The 25123-nt window shown below is 67.7% G+C and carries 28 protein-coding genes and 1 pseudogene; 16 read left to right on the plus strand and 13 right to left on the minus strand.

Features of this window, described 5'->3' with window-relative positions:
* The first annotated feature begins 299 nt into the window (after nt 1-299).
* The 4 genes from C8K36_RS01420 to C8K36_RS01435 all read left to right on the plus strand — a co-directional run bounded on the left by C8K36_RS01420 (nt 300) and on the right by C8K36_RS01435 (nt 2248).
* Entirely contained in the window at nt 300-503 is a 204-nt protein-coding gene (locus C8K36_RS01420; RefSeq protein ID WP_107983681.1) for a PTS sucrose transporter subunit IIBC, read from the plus strand.
* Between the two features lie 31 nt (nt 504-534).
* On the plus strand, nt 535-732 hold the full coding sequence (locus C8K36_RS01425; RefSeq protein WP_107982675.1) for a metal ABC transporter permease: 198 nt from the start codon (nt 535-537) through the stop codon (nt 730-732).
* Between the two features lie 71 nt (nt 733-803).
* Nucleotides 804-1157, plus strand: coding sequence for a DUF4229 domain-containing protein (locus C8K36_RS01430; protein WP_107982676.1), 354 nt, complete (start codon nt 804-806; stop codon nt 1155-1157).
* Nucleotides 1154-2248 (plus strand): PLP-dependent cysteine synthase family protein, encoded by a 1095-nt coding sequence (locus C8K36_RS01435; protein ID WP_107982677.1) that lies wholly within the window; start codon nt 1154-1156, stop codon nt 2246-2248. Before C8K36_RS01430 ends, C8K36_RS01435 begins: the two co-directional genes overlap by 4 nt.
* Here the strand turns inward: C8K36_RS01435 and C8K36_RS01440 are convergent.
* Together C8K36_RS01440 and C8K36_RS01445 are read right to left on the minus strand one after the other, a co-directional pair.
* Complete coding sequence (locus C8K36_RS01440) at nt 2245-2796, minus strand: GNAT family N-acetyltransferase (RefSeq protein ID WP_107982678.1); 552 nt, start codon at nt 2794-2796, stop codon at nt 2245-2247. The two genes, C8K36_RS01435 and C8K36_RS01440, sit on opposite strands and share 4 nt — an antisense overlap.
* Before the next feature lie 3 nt (nt 2797-2799).
* Nucleotides 2800-3108 (minus strand): hypothetical protein, encoded by a 309-nt coding sequence (locus C8K36_RS01445; RefSeq protein ID WP_107982679.1) that lies wholly within the window; start codon nt 3106-3108, stop codon nt 2800-2802.
* Nucleotides 3109-3334: 226 nt separating this feature from the next.
* Between C8K36_RS01445 and C8K36_RS01450 the strand changes: the two genes are divergently transcribed.
* The 3 genes from C8K36_RS01450 to C8K36_RS01460 all read left to right on the plus strand — a co-directional run bounded on the left by C8K36_RS01450 (nt 3335) and on the right by C8K36_RS01460 (nt 5980).
* On the plus strand, nt 3335-4177 hold the full coding sequence (locus C8K36_RS01450) for an SDR family NAD(P)-dependent oxidoreductase (protein ID WP_107982680.1): 843 nt from the start codon (nt 3335-3337) through the stop codon (nt 4175-4177).
* Nucleotides 4178-4214: 37 nt separating this feature from the next.
* Nucleotides 4215-5138, plus strand: a complete 924-nt coding sequence (locus C8K36_RS01455) for a TIGR03619 family F420-dependent LLM class oxidoreductase (protein ID WP_107982681.1) — start codon at nt 4215-4217, stop codon at nt 5136-5138.
* A gap of 89 nt (nt 5139-5227) precedes the next feature.
* The gene (locus C8K36_RS01460) at nt 5228-5980 is read left to right on the plus strand and encodes a lysophospholipid acyltransferase family protein (protein WP_107982682.1); all 753 of its coding nucleotides are present in this window, start codon (nt 5228-5230) and stop codon (nt 5978-5980) included.
* Here C8K36_RS01460 and C8K36_RS01465 read toward each other — a convergent pair.
* On the minus strand, nt 5959-6288 hold the full coding sequence (locus C8K36_RS01465) for a succinate dehydrogenase (protein ID WP_107982683.1): 330 nt from the start codon (nt 6286-6288) through the stop codon (nt 5959-5961). The genes C8K36_RS01460 and C8K36_RS01465 overlap by 22 nt on opposite strands.
* 162 nt (nt 6289-6450) lie before the next feature.
* Here C8K36_RS01465 and C8K36_RS01470 point away from each other — a divergent pair, with 162 nt between their 5' ends.
* The 3 genes from C8K36_RS01470 to C8K36_RS01480 are packed head-to-tail and all read left to right on the plus strand — an operon-like array spanning nt 6451 to nt 7603.
* Nucleotides 6451-6792 carry an inorganic pyrophosphatase gene (locus C8K36_RS01470; protein WP_258194583.1) on the plus strand — a complete coding sequence of 114 codons (342 nt, stop codon included), beginning with the start codon at nt 6451-6453 and terminating at the stop codon, nt 6790-6792.
* Nucleotides 6793-6843: 51 nt separating this feature from the next.
* Nucleotides 6844-7224, plus strand: coding sequence for a phage holin family protein (locus C8K36_RS01475; RefSeq protein WP_107982684.1), 381 nt, complete (start codon nt 6844-6846; stop codon nt 7222-7224).
* Between the two features lies 1 nt (nt 7225).
* Nucleotides 7226-7603 carry a VOC family protein gene (locus C8K36_RS01480; protein WP_107982685.1) on the plus strand — a complete coding sequence of 126 codons (378 nt, stop codon included), beginning with the start codon at nt 7226-7228 and terminating at the stop codon, nt 7601-7603.
* Here the strand turns inward: C8K36_RS01480 and C8K36_RS01485 are convergent.
* Nucleotides 7589-8458 (minus strand): 1,4-dihydroxy-2-naphthoate polyprenyltransferase, encoded by an 870-nt coding sequence (locus C8K36_RS01485; RefSeq protein ID WP_107982686.1) that lies wholly within the window; start codon nt 8456-8458, stop codon nt 7589-7591. The two genes, C8K36_RS01480 and C8K36_RS01485, sit on opposite strands and share 15 nt — an antisense overlap.
* Nucleotides 8459-8537: 79 nt before the next feature.
* Here C8K36_RS01485 and C8K36_RS01490 point away from each other — a divergent pair, with 79 nt between their 5' ends.
* Nucleotides 8538-11849: a BTAD domain-containing putative transcriptional regulator gene (locus C8K36_RS01490; RefSeq protein WP_258194590.1), complete on the plus strand. Its 3312-nt coding sequence runs from the start codon at nt 8538-8540 to the stop codon at nt 11847-11849.
* A 4-nt stretch (nt 11850-11853) separates the two neighbouring features.
* On the opposite strand, the gene C8K36_RS01495 is transcribed toward C8K36_RS01490, so the two are convergent.
* The 9 genes and pseudogenes from C8K36_RS01495 to C8K36_RS01535 form a co-directional block, all read right to left on the minus strand.
* Nucleotides 11854-12684, minus strand: a complete 831-nt coding sequence (locus C8K36_RS01495) for an ABC transporter permease (protein WP_107982688.1) — start codon at nt 12682-12684, stop codon at nt 11854-11856.
* On the minus strand, nt 12681-13655 hold the full coding sequence (locus C8K36_RS01500; RefSeq protein ID WP_107983683.1) for an ATP-binding cassette domain-containing protein: 975 nt from the start codon (nt 13653-13655) through the stop codon (nt 12681-12683). Before C8K36_RS01500 ends, C8K36_RS01495 begins: the two co-directional genes overlap by 4 nt.
* Nucleotides 13656-13762: 107 nt before the next feature.
* Nucleotides 13763-14290 (minus strand): hypothetical protein, encoded by a 528-nt coding sequence (locus C8K36_RS01505; protein WP_107982689.1) that lies wholly within the window; start codon nt 14288-14290, stop codon nt 13763-13765.
* A 243-nt stretch (nt 14291-14533) separates the two neighbouring features.
* Nucleotides 14534-15094 (minus strand): hypothetical protein, encoded by a 561-nt coding sequence (locus C8K36_RS01510; protein ID WP_107982690.1) that lies wholly within the window; start codon nt 15092-15094, stop codon nt 14534-14536.
* Between the two features lie 284 nt (nt 15095-15378).
* On the minus strand, nt 15379-16590 hold the full coding sequence (menE, locus tag C8K36_RS01515) for an o-succinylbenzoate--CoA ligase (RefSeq protein WP_107982691.1): 1212 nt from the start codon (nt 16588-16590) through the stop codon (nt 15379-15381).
* Nucleotides 16591-16631: 41 nt separating this feature from the next.
* Entirely contained in the window at nt 16632-16934 is a 303-nt protein-coding gene (locus tag C8K36_RS01520; protein ID WP_107982692.1) for a DUF3349 domain-containing protein, read from the minus strand.
* 164 nt (nt 16935-17098) lie between these two features.
* Nucleotides 17099-17401 (minus strand): annotated as a pseudogene (locus C8K36_RS01525) (DUF3349 domain-containing protein); the annotation flags it as partial.
* Between the two features lie 52 nt (nt 17402-17453).
* Entirely contained in the window at nt 17454-17726 is a 273-nt protein-coding gene (locus C8K36_RS01530; RefSeq protein ID WP_107982693.1) for a hypothetical protein, read from the minus strand.
* 13 nt (nt 17727-17739) lie between these two features.
* Nucleotides 17740-18948 carry an inorganic phosphate transporter gene (locus C8K36_RS01535; protein ID WP_107982694.1) on the minus strand — a complete coding sequence of 403 codons (1209 nt, stop codon included), beginning with the start codon at nt 18946-18948 and terminating at the stop codon, nt 17740-17742.
* Between the two features lie 456 nt (nt 18949-19404).
* Here C8K36_RS01535 and C8K36_RS01540 point away from each other — a divergent pair, with 456 nt between their 5' ends.
* The 5 genes from C8K36_RS01540 to C8K36_RS01560 all read left to right on the plus strand — a co-directional run bounded on the left by C8K36_RS01540 (nt 19405) and on the right by C8K36_RS01560 (nt 25101).
* The gene (locus C8K36_RS01540; protein ID WP_107982695.1) at nt 19405-20820 is read left to right on the plus strand and encodes an ABC transporter substrate-binding protein; all 1416 of its coding nucleotides are present in this window, start codon (nt 19405-19407) and stop codon (nt 20818-20820) included.
* 136 nt (nt 20821-20956) lie between these two features.
* Nucleotides 20957-23257 carry an ABC transporter permease gene (locus tag C8K36_RS01545; protein WP_107982696.1) on the plus strand — a complete coding sequence of 767 codons (2301 nt, stop codon included), beginning with the start codon at nt 20957-20959 and terminating at the stop codon, nt 23255-23257.
* A complete protein-coding gene (locus C8K36_RS01550; RefSeq protein WP_107982697.1) occupies nt 23250-23993 on the plus strand; it encodes an ABC transporter ATP-binding protein in 744 nt (247 codons plus the stop codon). The genes C8K36_RS01545 and C8K36_RS01550 overlap by 8 nt, the downstream gene beginning before the upstream one ends.
* The gene (locus C8K36_RS01555; protein ID WP_107982698.1) at nt 23993-24745 is read left to right on the plus strand and encodes an ABC transporter ATP-binding protein; all 753 of its coding nucleotides are present in this window, start codon (nt 23993-23995) and stop codon (nt 24743-24745) included. The genes C8K36_RS01550 and C8K36_RS01555 overlap by 1 nt, the downstream gene beginning before the upstream one ends.
* A gap of 2 nt (nt 24746-24747) precedes the next feature.
* Nucleotides 24748-25101: a hypothetical protein gene (locus C8K36_RS01560; protein ID WP_107983684.1), complete on the plus strand. Its 354-nt coding sequence runs from the start codon at nt 24748-24750 to the stop codon at nt 25099-25101.
* Nucleotides 25102-25123: the final 22 nt, after the last annotated feature.

Genomic DNA, 25123 nt, shown 5'->3' on the forward strand with positions numbered 1-25123 from the left:
CAAATCGGACTACTCGGGCCGCTAATGATCAAGGTGGTTCCGGTAATCGGCAATCCCGGGACGAACGGCGCTGGCTGCCCCTATGGTGAGCCCTGTCTGCCCAGGCCCGAGTAGGTCCGACCGGACATCCGACACCGTCACCGGATTCTGAATTCGGACGGAAGTCGAGCCCGACAGCTGGGGTGGAGCACCGAGAATCCGCGTGGGATCTCGCATCGCGGAACCGTCTGCTGTGGCTCGTGCTGCTGTGGCTCGTGCTGCGGAGGCTCGTGATTGCACGAGCCGGGAGGGGGATGTGCATGATCGCTGAGAATCTCGGTCCGTTGATCGGAACGAATGTCATCGACAGCGTCTACTGGGCGTTCCAGCAGGGCGCGACATTCGGAAACGCGATCATGACGGGCTTGACCAGTGGGCTCGTCAATGTCGTGACGACGATCGGAACCCTGAATCTCGGCTCGACCTTCAGCAACACCGTCCCGGTGGTACCCCCACCGGCATGAGGAGCACCCGTCGAGGAACGAAGGAGGACCCATGATCACCGGATTCATCGGCCCCAACGCCGGCGCGACAGTCATTCAAGCCCTGTATCAGGCGTTCCAGCAGGGCGCGACCATCGGCAACGCGGTGGTGACGGGCAACTGGGGCAACCTCATGGCGACGTTCGGCGTCGTCGACTGGGGGTCGACATTCAACAACCTCGGCCCCGGTGTCCTGCCGCTCGTCTTCTGAGGCCGGTGGCCTCGGTCGCAGTCAACCGGCGTTCCCGCAGGACGTCGTAGGGCGATCGGTACCCTGGTCGTGTGAGTGATGCAGCGCAGAACCGTCCCGACCAGGCTTCGACGACAGCCGGCGGCCCCGGCACGGTCACGACCGGACGCCTCGTCGGCGACGTCGCCCTCTATTCCGTGGCGCGACTCGGTCTGGTGGTCGTGCTCGCGGTCGTCATCGTCTTCGGCGGAAAGGCGTTCGGAGTCGACGTCCCGCTACTGGTGGGGGCCATCTTCGCGGTGCTCATCGCGCTGCCTCTGTCGCTCGTCCTCTTCGCGAAGCTCCGCAAGCGCGTCAACCTGGACATCGCCTCGGTCGACGCGCAGCGCCGAGCCGACAAGGCCGATTTGCAGGCCAAGCTGCGGGGTGAGGACCGGAACCGGTGACGACGGTCCTCGACCGCAGGGGCTCGCGGGCCTGGGTCGACAACGCTGTCCGTCTCATCGAGGCCGACGCACAACGCAGCGCCGACACCCATCTCTTGCGGTATCCGCTGCCGGCGGAGTGGAACGTCCAGCTCTACCTCAAAGACGAGTCCACTCACATCACCGGCAGCCTCAAGCACCGGTTGGCGCGCTCGTTGTTCCTCTACTCGATCTGCAACGGCTGGGTGGGCGAGAACACGACGGTGATCGAGGCGTCGTCCGGTTCGACGGCCGTCAGTGAGGCGTACTTCGCCAAGCTGCTCGGGTTGGAGTTCGTCGCGGTGATGCCCGCGAGCACCAGTCCTGCCAAGGTCGCACTCATCGAGGCCCAGGGTGGCCGCTGCCATTTCGTCGATGATTCGTCGCTCATCTACGCGGAGTCGCAGCGCCTGGCCGCCGAGACCGGCGGTCACTACATGGACCAGTTCACTCACGCCGAACGCGCCACCGACTGGCGTGGAAACAACAACATCGCCGAGAGCATCTTCACTCAGCTCCAGCAGGAAGATCATCCGATCCCGGAGTGGATCGTCGTGGGTGCGGGCACCGGTGGCACGGGCGCGACGATCGGGCGGTTCCTGCGGTATCGCAAGCTCGATACCGGATTGTGCGTCGTCGACCCGGAGAACTCCGTGTTCTTCGACGCATGGCGATGCGACGACTGCACGGCCGTCTCGACGTCCGAGCGCGGCTCCCGGATCGAGGGGATCGGTCGGCCGCGCGTCGAGCCGTCATTCATCGGCCAGGTCATCGACCGGATGGTGAAGGTGCCGGACGCCGGGTCGATCGCCGCGATGCGTCACGCCAGCGAGGTACTGGGACGCAAGGTGGGCGGCTCGACCGGCACCAATCTGTGGGGGGCGTTCGGGCTCGTCGCCGAGATGCTCGCGCAGGGTCGCAGCGGCAGCATCGTGACGTTGCTGTGCGACGGCGGCGAGCGCTACGCCGGCACCTACTTCGACGACGACTGGGTCGCGTCGGAGGGCATCGACCTGACCGGACCGGCCGCGGTGCTCGCCGAGTTCACCGCGACCGGTCGCTGGACGGACTAGCTGTCCTCGCGGTCCTCCGGGATCGCGGGGGCCGGTGCCTCGATCGGCACGTGGCGGGTCATCACGACCCGGGGCCAGCGGTCGAGGCCTCGTTCGGCTTCGGCTTCCCGGATCGCGCGCAGGCCGGGGCCGAGGTCCTCGTCCGCGACCACGGTGAACCCGAGGCGCGCGTAGTACGGCGCGCTCCACGGCACGTCACGGAAGGTCGTGAGCGTCACCTCGGGCAGACCCCGATCGCGTGCCCACCCGTCGAGGTGGTCGATCAGGGCTGCGCCGATGCCGCGTCGGGCGTGGCTCGGATCCACCGAGATCTGTTCGAGGTGCGCGGTGCCGTCGACCACGTCGACGAGGCAGAAGGCGGCCGGAGCCTGCTTGCGCCGACCCCACACCCAGAGATGGCCCTCCGCGAGATGCGACTCGAACAGCGCGAGCGGAGGGGGTTCGTCGTCGGCGACGGCCTCCATGCCCGCGTCACGGAACACCGCTCCCGCCGCAACATCGATCGCAGGCAGATACTGCAGGTCGGTGGGCTCGGCGAGACGGATCAACCCTCAGCTCCGAGGCGACTGCGAGATGACCTGCGACGCGATCGCGGTACCGGCCGCGACGACGCCGACGGACTGCCACGCGCCGATCTTCTTGGCCAGCGGGTGTGAGCCACCGAACGCGCCGACGTACGTGCCGAGCAGGGCTGCGGCGCGGCCGGGCCCCGAGCTCTTGGTCCAGTTGTAGGCGCAGACGCCGCCGACCGCTGCGAGCACCACTCCGCCGAGCTGGCGGTTTCCGGTCTGTCGTGCAACGGCATAGCCGCCGACGAGTCCGGCTGCGGCGAGGGCGGAGGTGGCGGTCTTGTTCAGCATCGTGGGGTTCTCCAGTTCAGTGTCGTGATCCTTCGATTCGAGGCTACGACAGCCAGCTTCCGGGCCCGTCGTGAGAACCCCCACGGGGCACGTTTCTCGATAGGCGGGAAAGCCCCTGCCCGGCTCGCCGCACCCGACCGATCATGGCCGAATGTCGCATGGGTCCAGTTCGACTGAACGCGTGTGACATCGGGCCAGGTGCCCGTTCGTCAATCGAGGAGGAATCGTGTCGTCAGAAGTCACGCAGTCGGGCCGGCCTGCGTTCAGTCCCGGGCCGCTGCTCGCGGGCCAGCGGGCGATCGTCACCGGCGGTGCGCACGGCATCGGCGCCGCGATCGCGCGTTCGTTCGCCGCACACGGGGCCGAGGTCCTGGTCGCCGACATCGACGTCGACGCGGTGCGCGCGCTCGAGTTCGACCCGGCCGCCGGTGGAGCGATCGAGGCCCTGTCCTACGACGTCCTCGCCCCCGTGGTGCCCGCGCGGATCGTCGAGTTCGCTCCCGACGTCCTGGTGAACAATGTCGGACACTTCCTGCGCCCTCCGCGCCCGTTCGCGGAGACGGACCCGGAGTTCTGGGCGGAGATCGGTGGGATCAACCTCGATCACGTCCTGCGCGTCACACACGCGGTGTTGCCGGGGATGGCCGAGCGCGGACGCGGCGGCTCGATCGTGAACCTCACGACGGTCGAGGCGCATCGGGCGATCCCGGGACACTCGGTGTACGCGGCGTACAAGGCGGCGGTCACCCACTTCAGCCGCAGCCTCGCGGTCGAGGTGGGGCGCATCGGCGTCCGGGTGAACGCGATCGCGCCCGATCTCATCGAGTCCGTCCAGGTGCCCTACACGGAGTGGCTGTCGGAGGAGGAGTGGGCGAAGTGGCCCATGTGGGCACCGCTGGGCGGACCCGGCCAGCCCGACGACGTCGCCGGCGCCGCGCTGTTCCTGGCCTCGGATCTCGGCCGCTACACGACGGGCACCACGGTGCACGTCGACGGCGGCACGTTCGCTGCCGGTGGATGGTTCCCGAAGCCCGAGGGCGGCTGGACCAACCGTCCCCGCAATCCGTGATCGAGAACCCTTGCCCTACTGCGCCGAAAGGTCGATCGTGTCTGTCGACAAGCCGACTCTGAGTATCAATGTCCCCAACTTCGGTTCCCTACTCGCACAAGATGATTACGGCCGGTTCGTAAGTTTTTGTGTCGCCGCGGACCGGGCCGGCGTCGACCGTGTCATGGTCACCGACCATGTGGTGATGGGCTCGGACACGTCGGGCTACACGTGGTCGGCGTTCCCTACCGAACCCGACGCGGTCTGGCTCGAGCCGCTGACGATGCTGGCGCTGCTGGCCGGCAAGACCGAGCGGGTGCGCCTGGGTACCGGCATCGTGATCGCGGCGCTGCGCGGCGGTGCGGTGCTCGCGAAGACCGCCGCGACGCTCGACCTGATCTCGGGGGGCCGTCTCGATCTGGGTGTCGGAACAGGTTGGCAGGCAAGGGAGTACGAGGCCGTGGGGCTGGACTTCGCGAAGCGTGGTCCGCTGCTCGACGACACCCTCGCGGCGTGCCGCGCGCTGTGGGCGGGCGGGCCGGCATCGGTGTCGACGCCCAGCCTGTCGTTCGACGACGCCTACTGCTCGCCCCGTCCCGCGCCGGGCCGGAACATCCCGATCTGGGTGTCCGGTTCGCTGTCGAAGCCGGTCGTGCGGCGGGTGACGACGTGGGGCGACGGCTGGATCCCGATCATGGGTGCCACCAACGAGGACGTCGCGGCGGGAACGGCGTTGCTTCGGCGCAGTTTCGGGGACGCCGGTCGCGACCCGAGCGAGTTGCAGGTGCGCGGCAGGCTCGTCGTGGAGCGGTCCGCGGACGGTTCGATCGACCTCGACCGGACGATGGACGGCGCTGCGGCGCTCGTCGCTAGCGGGGCGACAGACCTGATGATGGCGGTCGCCGGGATCGATCCCGATCCGGAGGCCGCCGAGGCCGCACTGCCCGCCCTCGTCGCGGCGTTCCGGGCACGACTGCACTGATCGCGCGCCCCAGCGGTACACAACCTACGGTTCCGTAGGTTGTGTACCGTTGGGGATCGGACGGGGGGCATCCGAACGAGAGGCGCGCCATGACCAGGCCCGAAGTGACGCTCGAGAATTACGAGACCGTGTATCGCTTCTACCTGGATCACCAGCAGAACCGGTTCCTCGCGAGCGCCGCGTACGCCGCCCTCGCGGCACGCTTCCGCCCGCAGATCCGCTACGCCGACGGCGCCCGACGCCAGTTGCAGGACCTGCTGCGGGCCGGGACCCGGCTGATCGTCGTCGCCAACCACCTCACGGACCGCGACCAGTACACGCTCGCGGCGACCGCGTGGCGGACGCCGTTGCGCCGCGCCATCGGCCGTACCCGGGTGCTCGCGAAGGACGAACTGTTCGTCGATCCGTCGATGCGCCGCAAGATCGACATGATGGGCTCGATCCCGGTCTTCCGGGGCAAGGACCACGGCATGCGGGCCGTGGCCGACGCGGGCCGCGCCATGATGGACGTCTCGGCAGAACGGCTACATCGAGGCGACGTCCTTGCGATCTTTCCCGAGGGCACGTGCAACGACGGTGATCCGGCGATCGTCCAGCGAATCAACAGCGGCGTCGGGCACATCGCGGTGAAGGCGCGCAAACTCGGGTCGGAACCGACGCTGCTCAGCCTCGGGATCAGCTACCGTCCGGACGCCCCGGCCGACGTCTTCGTCTCGTGCCCTGTCGTCGACCTTCCGGCGACGCCCATGGCGATCACCCGCGTCGTCGCAGCCGATCTCCAAGCCGCGGTCGACGGCGCGATCGCCGTCCGGTCGAGCGGTCAGCGCACGCCGTCGCGGTAGGACTCGAAACAGCCGTCGGCGAAGCGCTGACGATCGAGTTCCCCCACCTGAATGACGCCGCCCCGATACCAGATCTGGGTGTCGGCCGACAGTTTCGCGCCCTCGTGGCACCACTCGAGCAAGTCGTTGTCGCTCGGGTCGGCATGGTTGATCTGTCTGTACATCACGGCTTGATTCGAGCCGTACTCCCGGCCTGCCCGTGCGGAGGCGTCGTCCCCGACTGCGACTCGGCCGGCCACCACGCCGACCGAGATCAACAACACTCCCGCGCAGACGGCCATCAGCCAATTGGCGCGGCGCGCGGTCATGGCTGGATGTTATCCGGGCATTGTCGGGATTGGGTGGGATCTGCGTGATTTACGGTTCCCGGCATTGGTCACGTTTCGGTGTCGGTCGAACGGGTGCCGGGTCGGCCGGTTCCGCCGTTCGGTCCGGTGCGCTCGTGGCAGGCTGTGAGTATGGAGCAGGGGATGCACGCATTCTTCTCGGCGCTCGACCGACTCGTCGCCAGCGCGTCACTGCGCATCGACCGGCCCAGTGGCAGTGCACATCCGCGGTTTCCCGAGGTGGTTTATCCGATCGACTACGGGTATCTCGAGGGCACGGGTGGGGGCGACGGGGAGGGCGTCGACGTGTTCCGAGGATCGGCGTCCGGGGCGGGGATCGTCGGTATCGTCCTGACCGCAGACCTGACGAAGCGGGACGTCGAGGTCAAGATCCTGCTCGACTGCTCGGCCGACGAGATCGATGCCGTCGAGCATCTGCTGCACGAGCGTCTGCGCCTGAATGCCAGCCTCATTCGCCGAGAGTGACGACTGCGGCACGGGTTCTCCCGGTTGCGCGATCCGTGCCAGCATGAGGGCATGACATTCCTGATACGCCTGGTGATCAATGCGGTCGCCATCTGGCTCGCATCGCAGTGGGTGAGCGGTATCACCGTCGCCGATTCGGGCGAGGGCACCGGCACCGACATTCTGATCGTCCTCGGCATCGCCCTGGTCTTCACGGTGGTGAATGCGTTCGTGAAGCCGATCGTCCAACTGCTGTCGTTGCCGCTGCTCATCCTCACGCTGGGCCTGTTCACGCTGGTGATCAACGCACTGATGCTGATGCTGACGTCGTGGATCAGTTCGCAGACCGAGTGGGGCCTGAGCGTCGACGGGTTCTGGACCGCGGTGTGGGGCGCGCTCATCATCTCGGTGGTGAACTTCGTGCTCAGCGCTATCGTCCCCGACAAGAAGTGACATGACGATCAGGCGGGTCGTCCCCGACATCCACGCGCGGTCACTCGACGAGAGTCGTGAGTTCTACGGGGCCCTCGGGTTCGCCCTGGTGATGAACCAGGGATGGGTGATGACGATGGCGTCACCGTCGAATCCCACTGCCCAGGTGACGTTCCTGGTCGACGATGCAACCGCGCCGGTCCACCCCGACATGAGTATCGAGGTCGACGACGTGGACGCCGTTCATGCAGCGATGGTCGCCCGCGGTGCGGACATCGTCCATCCGCTGCAGGACGAGGAGTGGGGCGTGCGACGATTCTTCGTCCGCGATCCGGACGGCAAGGTCGTCAACGTGCTCGGGCACCGCGCCGGGCGCAACCAGGACTCAGCCGAGGCCTAGCGCGAGGCCGGTGGCCGTGGCCCACACCAGCATCGACTGTCCCGTCACCGCGAGGGCGGGGATCAGTGCCGGGCCGCGGCCACCGCTGCGCACGGGGGCGTTGGCCTTGACCGCCAACGGCAGCGCGAGGAGACCGACGAGGGCCCACGGCGTCCGCACGACGAGCGCGAGCGTTACCACGAACGGCACGACGAGCAGAACGAGGTGCAGCGCACGGGTGCGGGCGTCGCCCAGTGTGACTGCGAGCGTGATCTTCCCGGACTCGGTGTCGGTCGGGATGTCGCGCAGATTGTTCGCCACCAGCACCGCGCTCGAGTACGAGCCCACCGCGATCGCCGCGAGCAGTCCCGCCCAGTCGATGCGGTCGGCTTGGACGAACTCGGTGCCCAGCACCGCGACCAGACCGAAGAACACGAACACCGCGATCTCACCGAAACCGCTGTAGCCGTACGGCTTCTTGCCGCCCGTGTAGTACCAGGCCCCGAGGATGCACACCGCGCCGACGAGGATCAGCCACCACGCCGACACGAGCGCCAGGGCCACGCCGGCCACCGCGGCCACCGCGAAACAGCCCATCGCGGCGGCTTTCACCGAACCGGGAGACGCCAGCCCCGAGCCGACGAGGCGCAGCGGGCCCACCCGGTCGTCGTCGGTGCCTCGGATGCCGTCCGAGTAGTCGTTGGCGAAGTTCACTCCGACGATCAGCGCGAGCGAGACGATCAGCGCGAGTAGCGCCTTCCACCACACCGCGGCGTCGAGCGACGCGGCCGCGCCGGTACCGGCGAAAACCGGTGCGATCGCGTTCGGGAGGGTGCGCGGGCGCGCGCCCTCGATCCACTGGGACACAGATGCCATGGGCAGATCCTTTCACCCTCCGCCCGATCGGGTGGCCGCGCGTTCGGCAACTCCCATAGGCTTGGCGCCGGTGCACACCGTGACGAGCCTTTCCCAGACGTCGGCGCCCGCGGAGCCGCCGGTCGTGGTGGCGCTGCTGGGTGCGGTTTCCACGTGGCGCGACGACGCCCTGGTTTCGCTGCCCGGCCCGCGGGCGCGCAGCCTCCTGGTGGCCCTCGCGCGACGTCCGGGGCACAGTCGCAGCGCGGCGGCACTCGTCGAGGACGTGTGGGGCGATTCTCCGCCCCGGGCGCCCGCCAATGCCCTCCACACTCAGATCTCCCGGCTCCGTTCGGCGCTGCCCGACGGTGCCATCGAGGCCGGTCCGGCCGGCTACCGCCTGACGCTCGAGTCCGGGCAGGTGGACCTGGCGCGGGCCCGCGGGCTGGCCCGGGAGGCCGGACAGCGCCATGCGGACGGCGACCAGCGGGGCGCCCTCGACGCGGTCCGTCGGGCCCGCGCACTGTGGCGCGGCGAGCCCGGCGCCGACCTGCCCGAAGGCGACCTCGCGAACGATTTGGCGACCGAGGCGGCCGGGTACCGGGGTGCGCTCGACGCCGTCGAACTCGCGGCCCTCGTCGCCGCAGGTGACTACGACGGCGCATTGCCGATCGCGCGGGCGGCAGCGGGCGTGTCGCCGCTCGACGAGGGGGCACACGCGCTGCTCATGGAATGTCTGCACGGCGCGGGACGGGCGAACGAGGCGCTGGAGGTGTTCGCGGGCCTGCGTGCCCGGCTCGCCGACCGTCTGGGTGTCGACCCGTCCGCCCGGCTGGTCGATCTCAATGCCACGATCCTCCGCGGTGAACACCGGACTTCCACCACCACCACCGGTGACAGTGCGCCGCGCGAGGCCGAGCCGTCGATCCGGTCGCTGCCCAACACGATCGGACTCCGCGCTGCGCCCAACCGCCTGCTCGGACGCAAGACGGATCTCGCGGCGCTCGAACTGCTGTTGGTGTCGTCGCGTGTCGCGACGGTCCTGGGTCCGGGTGGCACGGGTAAGACCCGGGTGGCGCACGCGCTGGGTCGGGAGGTGGCGACCCGGATGCCGGTGACACTCGTCGAACTGGCGCCACTGCGCAGCGGCGAGGACCTCATCGCTGCGATCAGCGGCACACTCGGTCTCAGCGAGGCCGACCTCACGCCCGGAGCGCTCACCCGCACCCGTATCCACGACGCACGCCAACGCCTGCGTGACGCACTGTCGGCGCGCCCGTCCCTGCTGATTCTCGACAACTGCGAGCACCTGATCGACGACGTCGCGGACGTGGTGTCCGATCTGATCGCCGCGAGTCCTCACCTGACGGTGCTCGCTACCAGTCGTGCGCCGATGGCGATCACCGCGGAGGCGGTGTATCCGTTGCCGCCGTTGGCGATCGACGACGACGGTTCGCCGGCAACCGAGCTGTTCCGGTCGCGGGCCCTCGCAGTGCGCCCGTCGGTGCGCCTGAACAGCGACGAGGTGGAGCGCCTCTGCCGCACACTCGACGGCCTGCCGCTCGCCATCGAACTGGCGGCGGCCCGGGTACGCACGATGAGCGTCGAGGAGATCAATTCCCGACTCGTCGACAGGTTCGCGTTGCTGCGTTCGGGCGACCGCACGTCCCCCGAACGTCATCGCACGCTGCGCGCGGTCATCGACTGGAGCTGGGACCTGCTGGAGGAGCCACAGCGGGCGGCGTTGCGCCGAATGTGCAGATTCCCGGCCGGATTCACGTACGACGCCGCGATGACCGTCGCGCAATGGGGTGAGGTCGTCGATGTTGCCGATGCCCTCGAGGGCCTGGTCAACCAGTCGATGCTGTCGGTCGTCGAACCGCCGGAGGGTTCCGACGCGCTGGGGCTGCGCTACCACATGCTCGAGACCGTGCGGGAGTTCGGCGAGGAGCAGTCGGGCCCGGAGGAGACAGCCGAGGTCCTTGGGCGAACGGTCGACTGGGCGGAGCAGTTCTCTCGGGAAGTGTTCCACGACTTCATGTCCGGCCGCCAGGTGGCGGCGGCGCACCGTGTCGAGGCCGAGCACGACAACCTGCTCGCGGTGCTGCGATACGCGCTGTCGGAAAAGCTCGTTCGCGCGGTCTTCACGATTTTCCCCGTACTCGGCGGCATGTGGGCATTTCGCGGCGCGCACTCGGAGGTCTTCACCTGGGTTCCGCGGGTGCTCGAACTCGACGATTCCGGCCTCGTCTCCGAGGACGTACCCGGTGATCACCTGGCGTCGGCATACGTGCTCGCCGCCACCCATATGGCGATGGGAGGCAATCTCCGCTCGGTCGCGGTTGCCCGCACGCGGCTACGACGACTACTCGCCGCCCGCGACGACATCAGCGGGCAGTCGCGCGTCAACGTCGGCCTGATGCTCGTTCCCGGTTCGGGGCGCGGTCTGGCGCGGATGCTCGCGACGGCGGTGCGCTCGACCGATCCCGGCGCACGCAGCACCGCGTTGATCGCGCGCGCCAATCTGCGGGAGAACATCGGCGACCTGTTCGGCTCGGAGTCCGACGCACGCCAGGCGCTCGCCCTGGCGGAGGAACGGAACGACAGTTGGGGCCTGGCGATGGTGTGTCAGCACCTCGGCAGCCTGCACTCCCAGTCCGCGCGGTACGACGAAGCGGTGGCGTACTACAGGCGCTCCGCCGAGATCCTGTGGGGGATGCACCTGTACGACGAGAGCCTGCAGGTGCGCGGATACATGATTGCAGCGCTCGTCGGTGCAAACAGGATCGCCGACGCTCGCGCCGAACTCGCGGCGCTCGTCCCGCTGCACGCGAGCGCACAGGGCAGCAGTGCCAACAGCGATCACGCCACGAACAACCAGGCAGCGTTGTCGGCGAGCACCGCGGAGGCTGATCTGGCTGTGGGCGCCGTCGATCGGGGACTGGCCGAGTATCGCCGCGCGGCCGGGCAAGCCGGCGATCTCGAAGGTGATCTCCCGGCGGATCCGTTCGAGATCATGGTGGTCTCCGCCGCCGTGGATGCGCACGTGCTCGCGGGGCGTCCGGAACTGGTCGCCGATCTTGCACGTCGACTGGAGGCGACCGCGACGGCGCGCCTCGGCTCCCGCGGATACCCGGATCTGCCGCAGACCGGGGCGGTCGCGTGCGCCGTCGGTAGCTTCGCCGTCGCCACCGGTCGTGACGTCGAACGCGGGGTGAAGCTACTCGCGCTCGCGGCGAGAATAAATGCGCGCCAAGACTATCCATCGATGAGCTTGAAGCGACATCTGGCGCTGGCGACGGATGCGCTCGGCAAGGACGCCGTCGCGGCGGCGCTGACATCCGTCTCGGGGATGCCACGCGCCGCCGCACGTACGGAGATTCTCGAGCTTTTCTCGACGACCGAGAGGTGACGCGTCAGGCCTTGCGCATGTAGGTGTGCACCGTCAGCGGCGCCATGATCGCGACGATGATGGCCGCGCCGACCAGCGCATACACGGCGTGGATACCGAAGTGGCCGTCGTTCGCGAGTTCGCGGACCGCGGTCACCAGGTGTGACACCGGGTTGACGTCGACGAAGGCCTGCATCCACCCCGGCATCGTGTCCGAGGGGACGAAGGCGTTCGACATGAAGGTGAGCGGGAACAGGATCATCATCGAGACACCCTGAACCGCGGACGCCTTGCTCATCAGCACACCCATGAGGGCGAAGATCCAGCTGATCGCGAACGCGCACACCATGATCAGCAGCGCCGCGCACACCACGCCGACGAACCCGCCACTCGGGCGGTAGCCCATCGCGATGCCGACACCGATCGTGATGGTGGTCGCGATCGCGTACCGGACCACGTCGGCGAGCAGTGCTCCCGACAGGGGAGCGATCCGGGCTATCGGCAGCGATTTGAACCGGTCGAAGACGCCCTTGTCCATGTCCTCGCGCAACTGGGTCCCGGTGACGATCGATGCCGTGATCACGGTCTGGACCAGGATGCCGGGGATGATGATCGGCAGGTACGACTGCACGTCGCCGGCGACCGCGCCGCCGAAGATGTACGTGAACATGAAGGTGAAGATCACCGGCTGGATCACGACGTCGAACAGTTGCTCGGGGTTGTGCTTGATCTTCAGGATCCCGCGGTACGCCATCGTGAAGGTGTGCGCGACGGAGTCGCGGAAGGTGATCCGCTCGGTGGCCTCGACCGTACGAGTACCGGTCGAGCGCGTGGGTGAGGTGAGGGTGGTGGTCATGCGACGCTCCGATCGGATTCGCCGGCGTCGTGTCCGGTGATGGTGAGGAACACCTCGTCGAGGCTCGGCTTGGAGACGGTGATCTCATCGACCGCGATGCCGTGATCACGCAGGCGCAGAAGTAGATCCGCGGTCACCGACGGGTCAGTCATCGGGGCGGTGATGCGTCCCGACTCGGGGGTGACGGCCGCTGGCGTATCGAGCGCCGCAGCGATCACCGTGCGGGCCTCCTCGGTCCGAGTGCGGTCGGCGAGCGTGAGCTGCAGCGAGGACACGCCCACGGACGCCTTCAGTTCGTCGGCGGTGCCGTCGGCGATCACACGCCCGTGGTCGATCACCGCGATCCGGTCCGCGAGTTGGTCGGCCTCGTCGAGATACTGCGTGGTGAGCAGCACCGTCGAGCCCTCGGCGACGAGCCGACGGATGGTGTCCCACATCTGAGCGCGGGTGCGAGGGTCGAGACCGGTGGTGGGCTCGTCGAGGAAGAGCAGCGGGGGACGCGCGATGAGGCTGGCGGCCAGGTCGAGGCGTCGGCGCATGCCACCGGAGAAGTTCTTCAACGGCTTCGTCGCGGCCTCGGTGAGCCCGAATTCCTCGAGGAGTTCGACGGACTTGCGCCTGGCCTCGGCGCGCCCGAGGCCGAGGAGCCGCGAGAAGATCACGAGGTTCTCGGTGGCGGTGAGATCCTCGTCGACCGAGGCGTACTGCCCGGTGACTCCGACGAGGGAGCGGACCGCCGTCGATTCGCGAACGACGTCGCGGCCGAAGATGCGGGCCTCGCCGCCGTCGGGGCGGAGGAGTGTCGCGAGCATGCGCACCGTCGTCGTCTTACCGGCGCCGTTGGGGCCGAGCACGCCGTAGACCGAACCAGTGGGCACGGTCAGGCTGACGCCGTCCACCGCGCGCTGCTGCCCGAAGGTCTTGACGAGCCCGACGGCCTCGATGGCCGGGGGTGAGGTGTCGAGTTTCATGTCACCACCGTGCGGGTGCTCGCTTGCGGCGCCCTTGCACGACGCTTGCACGACGCGAAAGAGCCGCGGTGCGCATTGCACCGCGGCTCTTTCCTCAGAGGCTTCGGTCAGCCGAGCAGGCCGCCGAGCAGTGCGCCGAGATCGAGGTCGCCGAGGCTTCCGGTGAGGCCGCCGAGGTCGCCGAGGCTTCCGAGCGGGTTGCCGATCGTGACGAGCTGCGGGTCGCCGAGGGCGGGCTGCGCGGGATCGATCGCCGAAACGCATCCGCCGATGAAGGCGTAGATGCCGTCGCTCAGCGCCGGGGTGGTGTAGGTCTTGGTCTGGCCGGCCGTTGCGCCGTCGATGCCGCTGGTCCAGGACACGAAGCCGGGCTCGAAGAACTTGGCCGGATCATCCACCAGCGCAGGCATCTTGGCCGAGTCGATGGCGACTGCGGTGCACCCGCTGACCGGATCCAGGTTCGGGTTCGTGAGCTCGACGGAAACGATGTTGCCGTCGACCGTTGTCGCCATCGTCGGCGGCACGAGCGGTGTGGTCTCGGCCGACGCCAGCGAAGGAGCGGCGAGAGCGGCGGTGGCTGCAACCGCAATTCCGGCGGCGGCGCGAGTCAGGACGGCAGTGGCGTGGGTACGCATGGTCGGGGCCTTTCGGGGTGGTAGGGGAGAGGCGTTCGGACCGAAGGTTCGACAAACAAGCCCTCGATCAAGATCACCTGTGGGACAGCATCGACGGTGAACTCGTTTCTGGCAAGCAAATCGGAACAATCAGATCGGTACAAACGTACCGTTCTGCGGAAACGTCACTGCGGAAACAAGAATGCGCGGCGGTTCGGACATCCCCGACTGGTGTCCGACCCGCCGCGCACGACTGGGTGATCCCTACGGGGCGGGCTGCGAAGAGCCGGCGGCGAGGGCGTCGATCAGGCTGTCGAATGCGCCTGTCGTGATGAAATCGATGATGTTCTCGAACGCGCCGTTCTGGAGGCTGCCGAGGAAGGCGTCGCCCGGGAGCGTGACGACCTGAGCCTTGCTCACCGCGGCGTCTGCCGGGTTCGCGGTCGACGCGCACTCGGCGAGGGCCGCGTACACACCGTTGTTCAGGTCCGGCGTGGTGAACGTGGCGGTGCTGGACGCCGCGACGCGCTCAGAGGGTGGCGTCCGGTAGGCCGCGAAACCGGGAGTGAAGAGCTTCGAGGGGTCCGCCTCGAGTTCGCCGACCTTCGATGCGAGCACAACCGCCGCTCCGCACTTCACGGTCGAGTCGGTGTTGGTGTTCTGCACCGTGACCGCAATGGTGTTGCCGGTGACGGACGCCTTGACGCTCGGCGCCTTCACAGCCGGCGTGGCACCGGCCAGGCCTGGCGCCGCGAGCCCGACGGTGGCAGCAGCTGCCAGGCCGATGGCACTGCGGCTGAGCAGATTTCGTGCGCGGTGGTTCATTCACAACCCCTCGATCGATACGTTCATGCGAAGAGCGACCGCGGCGTCTGGTCCCCGACATCCAAGATCACTTGCGAAAGCATCTGGCCTCCGTCAACTTTCTGCAACAGGTAGCCCGTTCGAAAGTAAGCAATTGCTCAGGTGGGGGTTTGTTAAGAATAGTTCTTACCGGTCGGTAATATGAATTGATCAGCGGAAACCGAAGCCGTTTCGAGCCTTTGGGTCATTTATAACGATTCGGTCACGGTCTGCGTAGGGTCTGGACTTTTCAATTGCTTGTTCAACTACCTGTGCGGACTACGGAAGTTGGTGTTCGCTGAGCGAGAATCCGGCGTATTCCACGCCGATCGCAGTGCTTCGCGATCCACCTTTCCGGGACCCCGCAACGGCAGTGCGTCGACGAGTCGGATCTCGCGGGGGGCTGCAGTGGCGTCGAGCGTCGAACTCACGTGGGCGCGCAGTTCCCGCACCGTCGGTGTGTACCCGTCGGCGGGAACGATGGCCGCCACCACTCGTTGACCCAGGCGCTCGTCGACCACCCCGAGGACGGCGCATTCCCGCACCGACGGATGCTCGGCGAGCACAGCTTCCACCACCTGCGGCACGACGGTGAGGCCGCCCGTCGAGATCCCCTCGTCCAGACGACCGTGGATCGTGAGGACCCCGTCCGTGAGGCTGCCGGCGTCATCCGTCCGGAACCAGCCGGGCTCCGCGAACGCCGGGTGCCCGGGCAGCCCACGGTAGCCCGACGCGATCATCGCGCCGCCGAGCAGAACCCGGGAATCATCGGCGATCCGGACGTCCGCGCCGCCCAGCGGCACGCCGTCGTACACGCATCCGCCGCACGTCTCGCTCATGCCGTACGTGCGCACGACCCGAATCCCCGCGTCCAGCGCCCGCCGCAACAGGGGAGCCGGGGTGGCTGCGCCACCGAGCATGACGGCGTCGAGTTGGGCCAGCGCGGCGGCGGCCTCCGGGTGGTCCAGTGCCTTGACCAGCTGGGTGGGCACGAGGGACGTGTAGCGGCGCGAACCCTCCATCGACGCGACCGCGGCAGGCAGCGCCGCCGGATCGAACCCCTCCGTCACGTCGACCACCGCCGGTGCGGTGCCGGCCAGGATCCCGCGGAGCAGCACCTGCATCCCGGCGATGTGATGCGCGGGCAGTGCCAGGAGCCACGCGCCGGGGCCCCCGAGTCGGTGGTGCGTCGCCTCGGCGCTGGCGCGCAGCGCGCGGGCGGTCAGGAGCGCACCCTTGGGGACGCCCGTCGTACCCGATGTCGCCATCACCAGCGCGACGTCCTCGGCGTGGGGGACGTCGTCGATCGGTTCGCCGGGACGCAAGGCGTCGGTCAGTCGAGCCGTCTCACGATCGTCGTCCGCCGGCAGCGGCAACAGTGGCGGGCCGTCGCCGCGAAGCGTCTGCTCGAGTTGCGGAAGGATCGACTCCACGCAAGTACCGGACGGGATCGGGAGCGGATGCAGCAGCGAACTCACTCCCCGATGGTGTCACGGGGTTGCACGGCCGGCTCGAAAGGTCAGGCGAGCGGGGGGCCGGCGAGCGGCCAGCCACCGGCGGTGAGGTGTGAACGAACCCGGTCGACATCGGACTCGAGCGGCATCTCGTTGGTGATCTTGGTGATGAGGACCTGGATGTCGGTCTTCGAGATCGGGAGGTCGCCGTACTCGACGAGTGCTGCGGTCACCAGGTTGACCTCCTCCTCCGACAGTCGGCGGGTGAGGAGAGCGAACAGCGGGACGTAGTCCTGCTCGGGCACGCCGTTGGGGTACCCGGCGCGTAGCCAGTCGATGATCGAGGAGAGAAACGGAGGCAGGCTCAATGGTGCTCCTGAACTCGGTCCCGTCAGCTCCGGCTGTCCGGTGCTTCCTGGTCGGCGATGGGAGGTGTTCCCGTGTCGGTGGTGTCGGCGGCGTCAGGGTCCCCGGGGACCCCGGGGACCCCGGGGACCCCGGGGACGCCGGGGACCTCGGGGACTTCGGGGTGGTCACCCACGACGGGCCATCCACCCGCGACGAGGCGCTCGGTGACGCGGGTGATGTCGTCCTCCGTGGGTGCCTCGTGGATGACGCCCGCGATGATGCTCTTCAGTGCGTCGTAGTCGACGTGGCGATCGGGGTGCTCGTGCGCCGTGGCGATCGACAGGTCGACGATCTGCCCGATCTCCTCGTCGGTGAGGCGCCGTCCCAGCACGGCGAGCAGCGCGAAGTGGTCCTTGGCCGGAATGCCCTCCGGGTATCCGGCGCGGAGCCAGTCGAGAACTGAGCGGAGCGAATACTTGCTGTTCACGATGCGATCACTTTCACGAGGGAGCGGGGGGTGTGCCGGGTAGGGGCCCCGCTCAGAAGACGTGGATGCCGAAGCTGTCGGCCAGGAAGCCCTGCATCAGCATCAGTATCCCAGCGATGATCGCGATCAGCACGACGGAGAAGCACAGGACCGCGCCGGCCTTGCCTGCAGTGGTCGCCGTGGACGAGCCGTCGGGGTTCGTGTGTGCGCCCACGGACAGAGACTTCAGCCCCAGGGCGAAGATCGCCGGAAGCCCCGCGCCGAGGAGCAGTCCCACGAGGACGACCTGCCACAGCGAATTAGCGGTCTGTGTCACTACATCCATCGGTCGTCTCTTCTCAGGTGTTCCTGGTGGTGGTGTGGTCGGCGTCGGCGTCGGCGTCGGATCCGGCGAACGGGGTTTCCGCCGCGGGCGTCAGGCCGCCGTCCCATTCCGCGTTGACGTTGCTCGGATCGATCGGCTCCTGGCGTGAGCGCAGATACATGACCACTGACAGTCCGATGAGCAGGGCGAACACGACCAGGACGCCGGGGAGTCCGCCGATCAGGTGGGCGATCGCCCAGCAGATCGCGCCGACGATGCCGGCGGACGGGAGGGTGATCAGCCACGCGACGGCCATCCGGCCGGCAACACCCCAGCGGACCTCGGCGCCCCGACGGCCCAGTCCCGTGCCGAGGATCGATCCGGTGGCGACGTGGGTGGTCGACAGCGGCAGACCGAGGTGGCTCGACGTGAGGATGATCGCTGCGGACGACGACTCGGCGGCCATGCCCTGCGGCGCGGAAATCTCGACGAGGCCCTTACCGAGGGTGCGGATGATGCGCCAGCCGCCGAGGTAGGTACCGAGCGCGATCGCGACGGCGCAGCTGAGCTTGACCCAGAAGGGCATGTCGGCGTCAGGAGAGATCGAACCGTGCGCGACGAGGGCCAGGAAGATCACGCCCATCGTCTTCTGGGCGTCGTTCGTTCCATGGGCGAGTGACACCAGCGATGCGGTGCCGACCTGTCCGATGCGGAAGCCCTTGCTCTTGGTGTCGTCGGGAACGGCGTGTGTGATCCGGTAGATCAGCTTGGTGCCGACGGCGGCGACGAGAGCGGCGACGACGGGGGCCAGCAGCGCGGGCAGGATCACCTTGCCCATCACGCCGCCCCACTCGACGCCGTTCATGCCGATCGACGCGATCGCGGCGCCGATCAGGCCACCGAAGAGGGCGTGCGACGAGCTGGACGGCATGCCGAACAGCCATGTGGCGAGGTTCCAGAGGATGCCACCGACGAGGCCCGCGAACACGATCAGCAGGAGGTCTTCTCCGCTCACCGTTCCGAGGTTGACCACGCCTTTCGCGACGGTGGCAGCGACCTCGACGGACAGGAAAGCGCCGATCAGATTGAGGGTTGCAGAGAGTGCCACTGCGACCTTCGGTCGAAGTGCGCCGGTGGCGATGGACGTGGCCATCGCGTTTCCGGTGTCGTGGAAGCCGTTCGTGAAATCGAAAGCGAGGGCAGTGACGACCACTACCAAGAGAACGACGAGCTCTGCGGTCACAAGCGAATTGTGCGTATCGAACGCGCAAAAGTACAGCGAGCAGCCGACGAACAGACGGTGCGCATCACCACATTCTGCTATCACCTCGCAGGACGGTCGCCGGACTGTGTGAACACTCACGTTTTCGGCGGGGTGTGTCGAGCCTCACCGGTCGGTCTCACTCACCGGGATCGGTCGCCGAGGGGCGGTGTGACGCTCGTTACGGTCCTCGCCACCGGGAGCTCATCGTCCCGGTGTGTGGAGCTCGGAAGGTCGGTGGCGGGATTGCGGCAGCGGTCGGGGCGCGCTGGGTCCTCCTTTCTTTACCTAACGAAAGCATTTGCTTTACCAAGTATTTGCGAAAAGTCCGGGTCGGTTCGCAGGCAGCGAGTATCGCCGCAGGTCCGTCCAGGTTTTCGATCTGTTGGTTCGACCCCGGCCCGGTTGCGCGGGCACTGAGAAGGAGATACACCGACCGTGAAGAGAAACAAGACAGCCAAGCTGGTCGTGGCGCTCGCCGCGACGGCGGCCCTGGTCTCGGCGTGTGCCGGCGACCGTGGAGGCGACGCCGTCGTTCCGAGCAGTGGCGACTCGGGTAACAGCAAGTCCACCTCATCCGCCGACGTCGAGTTCGGCACGCTGGCCTCGCCGTGTGGTGCCGGTGACGCGAAGGGCGCCACCGACCAGGGCGTCTCCGACTCCGAGATCAAGATCGGATACGGCGACGACCGCGGCTACGCGAAGAGCCCGGGCCTCAACAAGGAAATGTCCGACGCCGTCACCGCGATGATCAAGTGGTGCAACGAGCAGGGTGGCATCAACGGCCGCAAGGTCGTCGGCACCAACTACGACGCCGCCATGACGCAGGCGAACGCCGTCATGCAGGACTCGTGCCGGTCCGACTTCATGATGGTCGGCCAGGGCTTCGCGATGGACGCGACGTCCGAGCAGACGCGCGTGGCCTGCAACATGGCCACCGTGCCGGGCTTCACGGTCTCCCCGGATGCCGCGAACGGCCCGATGTCCTACCAGGGTGTGCCGTTCCCGGTCGACATCGCCAACGCCTCCGCCTGGTTCCAGATGGGCGAGATGCACCCCGACATGAAGAACGACTTCACGCTCATCGGTTCGACGATGCCCGCGATCATCACGTCGCTCGCCAAGACGTCGTCGATGGCCAAGGCCGCCGGCTTCAACCTCAAGGACTGCGGCGTCGTCCTCAACTACGAGGGCGAAGCCAGCTACGTGCCGTTCGCCGAGAAGATCAAGCAGTGCGGCGCCAAGGGCATGTGGACCTCGCGGTCGCCGGTGCCCAACGAGTTCAACTTCTTCAAGGCCGTCGACCAGGCCGGTCTCGACCCGATCATCTTCGGTGAGGCCACCTGGTACGCCAACTCGGCGCAGGCCTTCAACAAGGACAGCGGTCTGCTCGACAACCTGAACGCCGGCATGGCCTTCCAGATGCTCGAGAACGAGAACGATCCGGCCGTCAAGCAGTACAAGGATCTCGTCACCGCGGGCGGCGGCAAGACCGCTCTGCTGGGCATGCAGGCCACGTCGTCGTTCCTGCTCTGGGCCAGCGCGGCCAAGGAGTGCGGCTCGGACCTGACCCGTCAGTGCATGATCGACGAACTGTCGCAGATCCACGACTGGGACGGTGGCGGACTGCACGCCACGATGGATCCGGGCGCCAACATCCCCGCGCAGTGCGGCCTGGTGGTGGCACTGAAGGGCGCGGACTACACGCAGGCGTTCCCCGCCGACAAGGGCGAGTTCAAGTGCGACCCGCAGTACCTGGTCAAGACCGACAAGGCCACGTGGGGCACCGACCTCAACGCGGACCGCGTCGCCACCAAGTACCTGAACCCCAACGTGATCACGCCCAAGGCCTGATCCAGTTCCACTGCCCGGTCGACACCCACAGGTGATCGACCGCCGGCACCAACGATCCCACCGATGAATGCGGCGTCCCGGGCCACCGCCCCGGGGCGCCGCGTCCATCCCGACTGGAATATCTGAGGGTTTCCAGATGGACACATTCGTGACGTTCACGATCCTGGGTCTCGTCCTGGGCTCGGTGTACGCAATCGCCGCCTCCGGGCTGGTACTCACCTACAACACGTCCGGCATCTTCAACTTCGCGCACGGTGCGCAGGCGATGCTCGGTGCATTCCTCTATTGGCAGTTCCGCTACGGCTGGGGCATGCCGACACCGCTCGCGCTGCTGCTGACGATCGGCGTCGCAGGTCCGCTGATGGGCCTGCTGCTGTACGCGCTGATCATGCGCGGACTGCGTGACACCGCCGAAGTCACCAAGATCGTCGTCACGGTGTCGATCCTTCTCGGTGGTGTGTCGCTCTCCCACTGGTTCTGGCATCCCGAGGACCCGCGGACCGTCCAGATGTTCTTCGGCGACGACACCCGCTTCTCGTTCTTCGGCGCCACTGTCCACATGCACGAGATCATCTGTCTCGTCGCGGCCGTGCTCATCGCCGTGGGCCTGCGCTTCCTGTTCACCCGCACCCGTCTGGGTGTCTCGATGCGCGGCGTCGTCGACGACCCGGATCTGCTGCGACTCAACGGTCACAACCCGGAGCGCATCGCCGCGTTCTCGTGGGCGCTCGGCTCCACGCTCGCGGTCGTCGCGGGCATCCTGATCACGCCGATCAGCGGTGGCACGCTCGAGGCGAACCTGCTGACCCTGCTCGTGATCGACGCCTTCGCCGCCGCGATGTTCGGTCGGCTGCGCAGCATCCCGCGCACGTTCGTCGGTGCGATCTTCCTCGGCCTCGCCGGCACCTACGTGCTCGGTTACTTCCCGTCCGAGTGGACCTGGACGTCCAACCTGCGTGTCTCGCTGCCGATGATCGCGCTGTTCGTGGTCCTCATCGTGCTGCCCCAGGACCGCTTGCGCGGCGCCGCGGTCCGCACCCGGGAGCGGTACACCGTCCCGACGGTGCGCAAGGCCGTCGCGTGGGGCGCGGCACTGCTGGTGATCGTCTACATGGTCCGACTGCTGATGGTCGAGTCCGCGATCACCACGCTCACGCTGGGGATGTCGTTCGCGATCATCGCGCTGTCGCTGACACTGCTCACCGGCTACGCGGGCGAGATGAACCTCGCGGTCGTCTCGTTCGGTGCCATCTCGACGATCGTCGCCTACCACTTCGGCACGTCGGGCAGCGGCCTGGCGACACGACTGACCCTGTGGGGCCTGATCATCGGCACCCTGGTCGCGGCCGTCATCGGCGGCCTGGTCGCGCTGCCGGCGCTCCGCCTACGGGGTCTGTACCTGGCCCTCGCGACGATGGCGTTCGGTGTGTTCCTCAGCAATATGGTGCTGCGTGACACCACCGAGCACGAGCTGTTCGGCGTCAAGTTCTCGCTGTTCACCGGCGGCAGCCTGTCGATCCCGCCGCTGAAGGTCGGCCCCCTCGACCTGAGCAACCAGACGACGTTCCTCATGACGGTCACGGCCATCTTCGCGGTCCTGGCGATCGGTGTCATCGCGCTCCGCAACAGCGGGTACGGCCGTCGACTCGCCGCGATGAAGGACAGCCCGGCCGCGGCCGCGATGCTCGGACAGAATCTCGTCAAGCTCAAGCTCAGCGTCTTCATGCTCTCGGCCGGCATCGCCGGGCTCGGCGGCATCCTGATGTCGAGTGCGATCGGTGCGGTCTCCAACGAGAACTTCTCGATCATGATCAGCCTGACGATCCTGATGCTCACCGTCGTCGCCGGTATCGGCTACGTGACGGGTGCGCTGTTCGGCGGACTCATGGCCGGCGTCGGCTTCGCCGTGATCATGGTGTCGTTCAACAACCTCGGCGCGGCTCAGCCCGAACTCGAGGGGCTGTGGACGTTCATGGGCCACCTTGCCGCCGTCAGCCCCGCGCTGATCGGTCTCGGCGTCGGCAAGAACCCGTCCGGCGTGGTGCACGACGTCCTCGAGGGCTACCGCCACCTGCGTAACGCCAAGCCGGTGCTGATCGGCGGCGCAGCGGTGGTGGGCGTGTCCTACGTCCTCTCGCTGACCGGAGTCCTCGGCAACTGGTGGTTCGCGACGATCACGATCGTCACGGTGTTCATGCTCCCGGTCGTCGGACAGATGTTCATGCCGGAGGCGGTGCTCGGCAAGGAAGCCGCAGAAGCTGCGAAGGGCACCCCGCCCGAGGAGATCGGCGTCGACCTGCCCTACACCGAGGATCGCCTGGCCGAACTCGACCGTGAACTGGGCCTGCCGGCCGACGTCACCGAGCACACCGCGGTGGCACAGTTCGGCGAGCCGTCGTCCGCCGTGAAGCCGAAGGAGGCGATCGTCCATGCCTGACACCCCCATCCTCGAAACGCGTGGGATCACCGTCAAGTTCGGCGGCAACGTCGCCGTGAACGACGTCAGCATCACCGTCGAGAGCGGCGCCATCACGGGCCTGATCGGGCCGAACGGTGCCGGCAAGACGACGCTGTTCAACACGATCACCGGCCTGCAGAAGCCGGCGTCGGGCAAGATCCTGCTCGACGGGCACGACGTCACCCGGCTCTCGCCCGCCAAGCGCGCGAACAAGGGTCTGGCCCGTACCTTCCAGCGACTCGAGCTGTTCCTGTCGCTGTCGGTGCGGGACAACATCCGGGTGGCCGGTGACATCCACCGGTCGAACACGCGCAACAAGATCGACGTCGACGCCGAGACCGACCGGATCCTCGAGCTCACCAAGCTCACCGATGTCGCGGACAAGGACGTCTCCGACATCCCGACCGGCCGGGCCCGCGTCGTCGAGGCGGCACGCGCCCTGATGACGTCGCCGCGACTGCTCCTGCTCGACGAGCCTGCCTCCGGTCAGACGGAGCAGGAGACCGAGGACTTCGCGGAGCTGCTGCTGCAGCTTGCGGCGGACGGCCTCGCGATCTGCCTCGTCGAGCACGACATCCCGCTGGTGATGAAGCTGTGCAAGCAGATTCACGTGCTCGACTACGGCGCTGTGCTGGCGTCGGGCAGCGCGGCCCAGGTGCGCGACGACCCCGCGGTGATCGCCGCCTACATCGGCACGGCAGAGGAGGCAGTGTGATGTCGACTGTGACCACGAACGTGACTGACACGGATGGCGGTCGTCACGAGGCGCCCACACCGTTGCTCGAAATGGCCGGTGTCCGAGCAGGATACGGTCCGATCGAAGTGCTCCATGGGGTGGACCTGGCCGTCGCGCCGGGCACCGTGATGGCACTGCTCGGACCCAACGGTGGTGGCAAGACCTCGACGCTCAAGATCTGTTCGGGCATTCTGCCGATCACGCAGGGCGAACTTCGTCTCGCGGGACGGTGCGTCAACGGCGTCGAGGCGTCGGACCTGTCCAAGCTGGGCGTCTGCTCGATCCCCGAGGGCCGGGGCATCTTCGCGAACCTCACGGTCCGTGAAAACCTTTGGATCGCAACGGGAACCGGGTCGGATCTCGCGAAGCTCGAGGAGGTCGCGTACACGCGGTTCCCGATCCTCGGCAAGCGCAAGAACCAGTTGGCGGGCTCGATGTCCGGCGGCGAGCAGCAGATGCTGGCGCTGTCCCGGGCGCTCGGCACCGACCCCACCGTGCTGCTGCTCGACGAGCTGTCGATGGGCCTGGCCCCGCGAATCGTCTCGCAGATGTACGACATCGTCGGCCAACTGGTCGCGGAGGGGCTGACGATTCTCGTGGCCGAGCAGTTCGCTCGCGCCGTGCTGCCGATCGCCGATCGTGCAGCGCTCATGCTCCACGGACGAGTGGTCCGCGTCGGTGCACCCGACGAAATCGAGAACGAACTTTCCAACAGCTACCTAGGAGGATGACGATGACCACTCTCGCAGATGAGCGTCGCGCCCAGTTCAAGTCCGACGTCGACGACCTCAAGCTCAAGACCGGCCAGTCCCGTGGCGACGGTGCCGCGCGTATCGCCGGCCTGGCGCTCATGGCCGTCGGTGTCGTCGCAGCATTCATCGTCTACATCTCGTCGCTGACGCAGAGCGACCTGCGCAACATCGCGTCGTACCAGATCCTGGCCACCGCGTTCCTCGCGTTGACCGTGATCGGTGCCGCCCTTTACCTGGCGGGCGCGATCGCCAGGATCCTGCGGCTGTGGCTGCTGCGCCAGCTGCACGAGGGCCAGGCGCAGGCCGATCAGATCGCGGCTGCGCTGTCGAAGTAGTCGACACCGGTGCTGCCGGGTC

This window comes from Rhodococcus sp. OK519, assembly GCF_003051005.1.
Classification (GTDB): Bacteria; Actinomycetota; Actinomycetes; order Mycobacteriales; family Mycobacteriaceae; genus Prescottella.

Coding starts and splice junctions, on each gene's coding strand:
- C8K36_RS01420 (WP_107983681.1), top strand. CDS start 300: ATGATCGCTGAGAATCTCGGTCCGTTGATCGGAACGAATGTCATCGAC.
- C8K36_RS01425 (WP_107982675.1), top strand. CDS start 535: ATGATCACCGGATTCATCGGCCCCAACGCCGGCGCGACAGTCATTCAA.
- C8K36_RS01445 (WP_107982679.1), bottom strand. CDS start 3,108: ATGCTGAACAAGACCGCCACCTCCGCCCTCGCCGCAGCCGGACTCGTC.
- C8K36_RS01460 (WP_107982682.1), top strand. CDS start 5,228: ATGACCAGGCCCGAAGTGACGCTCGAGAATTACGAGACCGTGTATCGC.
- C8K36_RS01465 (WP_107982683.1), bottom strand. CDS start 6,288: ATGACCGCGCGCCGCGCCAATTGGCTGATGGCCGTCTGCGCGGGAGTG.
- C8K36_RS01470 (WP_258194583.1), top strand. CDS start 6,451: ATGCACGCATTCTTCTCGGCGCTCGACCGACTCGTCGCCAGCGCGTCA.
- C8K36_RS01475 (WP_107982684.1), top strand. CDS start 6,844: ATGACATTCCTGATACGCCTGGTGATCAATGCGGTCGCCATCTGGCTC.
- C8K36_RS01480 (WP_107982685.1), top strand. CDS start 7,226: ATGACGATCAGGCGGGTCGTCCCCGACATCCACGCGCGGTCACTCGAC.
- C8K36_RS01485 (WP_107982686.1), bottom strand. CDS start 8,458: ATGGCATCTGTGTCCCAGTGGATCGAGGGCGCGCGCCCGCGCACCCTC.
- C8K36_RS01495 (WP_107982688.1), bottom strand. CDS start 12,684: ATGACCACCACCCTCACCTCACCCACGCGCTCGACCGGTACTCGTACG.
- C8K36_RS01500 (WP_107983683.1), bottom strand. CDS start 13,655: ATGAAACTCGACACCTCACCCCCGGCCATCGAGGCCGTCGGGCTCGTC.
- C8K36_RS01505 (WP_107982689.1), bottom strand. CDS start 14,290: ATGCGTACCCACGCCACTGCCGTCCTGACTCGCGCCGCCGCCGGAATT.
- C8K36_RS01510 (WP_107982690.1), bottom strand. CDS start 15,094: ATGAACCACCGCGCACGAAATCTGCTCAGCCGCAGTGCCATCGGCCTG.
- C8K36_RS01530 (WP_107982693.1), bottom strand. CDS start 17,726: ATGGATGTAGTGACACAGACCGCTAATTCGCTGTGGCAGGTCGTCCTC.
- C8K36_RS01545 (WP_107982696.1), top strand. CDS start 20,957: ATGGACACATTCGTGACGTTCACGATCCTGGGTCTCGTCCTGGGCTCG.
- C8K36_RS01550 (WP_107982697.1), top strand. CDS start 23,250: ATGCCTGACACCCCCATCCTCGAAACGCGTGGGATCACCGTCAAGTTC.
- C8K36_RS01555 (WP_107982698.1), top strand. CDS start 23,993: ATGTCGACTGTGACCACGAACGTGACTGACACGGATGGCGGTCGTCAC.
- C8K36_RS01560 (WP_107983684.1), top strand. CDS start 24,748: ATGACCACTCTCGCAGATGAGCGTCGCGCCCAGTTCAAGTCCGACGTC.